At 64.7% G+C, this 1,684-nt stretch carries 3 protein-coding genes; 1 reads left to right on the top strand and 2 read right to left on the bottom strand.

What is annotated here, in order from left to right:
* Positions 1 to 2: 2 nt before the first annotated feature.
* Positions 3 to 656, bottom strand: coding sequence for a fructose-6-phosphate aldolase (fsa, locus tag RMN84_RS00195; protein ID WP_309610195.1), 654 nt, complete (start codon positions 654 to 656; stop codon positions 3 to 5).
* An 83-nt stretch (positions 657 to 739) separates the two neighbouring features.
* Between fsa and RMN84_RS00190 the strand changes: the two genes are divergently transcribed.
* The gene (locus RMN84_RS00190; RefSeq protein WP_309610194.1) at positions 740 to 1,495 is read left to right on the top strand and encodes an enoyl-CoA hydratase-related protein; all 756 of its coding nucleotides are present in this window, start codon (positions 740 to 742) and stop codon (positions 1,493 to 1,495) included.
* Between the two features lie 3 nt (positions 1,496 to 1,498).
* On the opposite strand, the gene RMN84_RS00185 is transcribed toward RMN84_RS00190, so the two are convergent.
* Positions 1,499 to 1,684 (bottom strand): hypothetical protein (locus tag RMN84_RS00185; protein ID WP_309610193.1); only part of this gene is annotated, 186 nt, incomplete at its 5' end.

Here is a 1,684-nt window from a genome sequence, read left to right as displayed (position 1 = left end):
GCTTAGCCGATCGCCTGCCCGGTCGCTTGCCAGTCCGTGAGGAAGGCGGCGATGCCGAGGTCGGTCTGGGGATGGTTAAACAATTGCATGATGACCTTGGTCGGCGCGGTGACGACGTCGGCGCCGATCTTGGCCGCCTCGACGATGTGCATCGGGTGGCGCACGCTGGCGACGAGGATTTCGGTCGGGAAATCATAATTGTCGTAGATCATGCGAATGTCGGCGATCAGGTCCATGCCGCTGACTCCGACATCGTCGAGGCGTCCGACGAACGGCGAAATGAAGCTCGCCCCGGCCTTCGCCGCGACGAGCGCCTGCGCCGGCGAGAAGCACAGCGTGACATTGACCATCGTCCCGTCCGAAGTGAGCGCCTTGCACGTCTTGAGCCCGTCCATCGTCAGCGGCACCTTGATCGCGATATTGTCGGCGATCTTGCGGAGCACTTCTGCCTCGCGCATCATGCCGGCATGATCGAGCGCGACGACTTCGGCCGAGATCGGGCCACTGGTGATGGTCGCGATCTCGCGCACCGTCTCGATGAAGTCGCGCCCGGCCTTCTTGATCAGCGAGGGATTGGTCGTCACGCCATCGAGCAGGCCGGTATCGGCGAGGTCGCGAATTTCGCCGATGTCGGCAGTGTCGGCGAAGAATTTCATGGGGGGTCCTTGGCTCGCGGGAATTGCGCCGCGATAGCGGGCGGCGCGAGCGGCGTCATCCGATTCGCGCGAGGAGAGAGCGAATGAGCGAGCATGTCCGGATCGAGCGCGGCAATGGCGTGCTGTCGATCACGCTGGCCCGGCCCGAGCGTCGCAACGCGATCACGGTGGCGATGTATGCCGCACTGGCCGATGCGATCGCCGGGGCCGCCGGAGATGACAGCGCTCGCCTGATCACCCTTCGCGGCGAAGGCGCCGACTTTACCGCCGGCAATGACCTCGCCGATTTCCTCAAGGAGCAGATGCGGGGCGATCTCGATGACGTTCCGGTGTGGCGTCTGTTGCGCGCGCTCGCCCTTAACGAGGTGCCGATCGTCGCGGCGGTACAGGGCAATGCAGTCGGGATCGGGACGACGATGCTGTTCCATTGCGACCTGGTCATCGCCGAGAAAGGTTGCCGCTTCATCATGCCGTTCGTCAGCCTGGGGCTGGTACCCGAGGCGGCGAGTTCGCTGTTGATGCCGCAGATGGCCGGGCGGCGGGTCGCCGCGAAGCATCTCCTGCTCGGCGAGCCGTTCGGCGCCGACGAAGCGCTGGGGATGGGGCTGGCGAGCCATGTCGCGCCCGCCGGCCAGTTGAGCGGTCTGCTCGAACGGGTGACGAGCGCGCTGCTCGCGCAGCCGCCCGAGGCAATGCGGCTGACTCAGAAGCTGCTCCGGTCTGGGCAAACCGGCGCTGTGTCCGAGCGGATGACGGTCGAGAACGAACACTTCGCCGAACGGCTGGCGTCCGACGAAGTGAAGCAGGCGATCGCGGCGTTTTTCGCCCGCCGCGCCTGACGATCAGAAGCTGAGATAAACTCGCTTGGTGCGCACCAGCGTGACCGGCGGTGCAGTGAAGAACAGGAAGTTCGGGGTAACCGTGTAGGTCACCGAGAGGTCCTTGGCGTAGGTCGTACCGACCCCGTTCGTAACATCGACCGGATCAGCGACGGTGTAGCTGCCGATATAAGTGCCGAAGACTTTGTT

It is taken from the genome of Sphingomonas sp. (assembly GCF_031380695.1).
Taxonomy (GTDB): domain Bacteria; phylum Pseudomonadota; class Alphaproteobacteria; order Sphingomonadales; family Sphingomonadaceae; genus Sphingomicrobium.
This window is presented reverse-complemented; position numbering and strand designations above follow the sequence as displayed.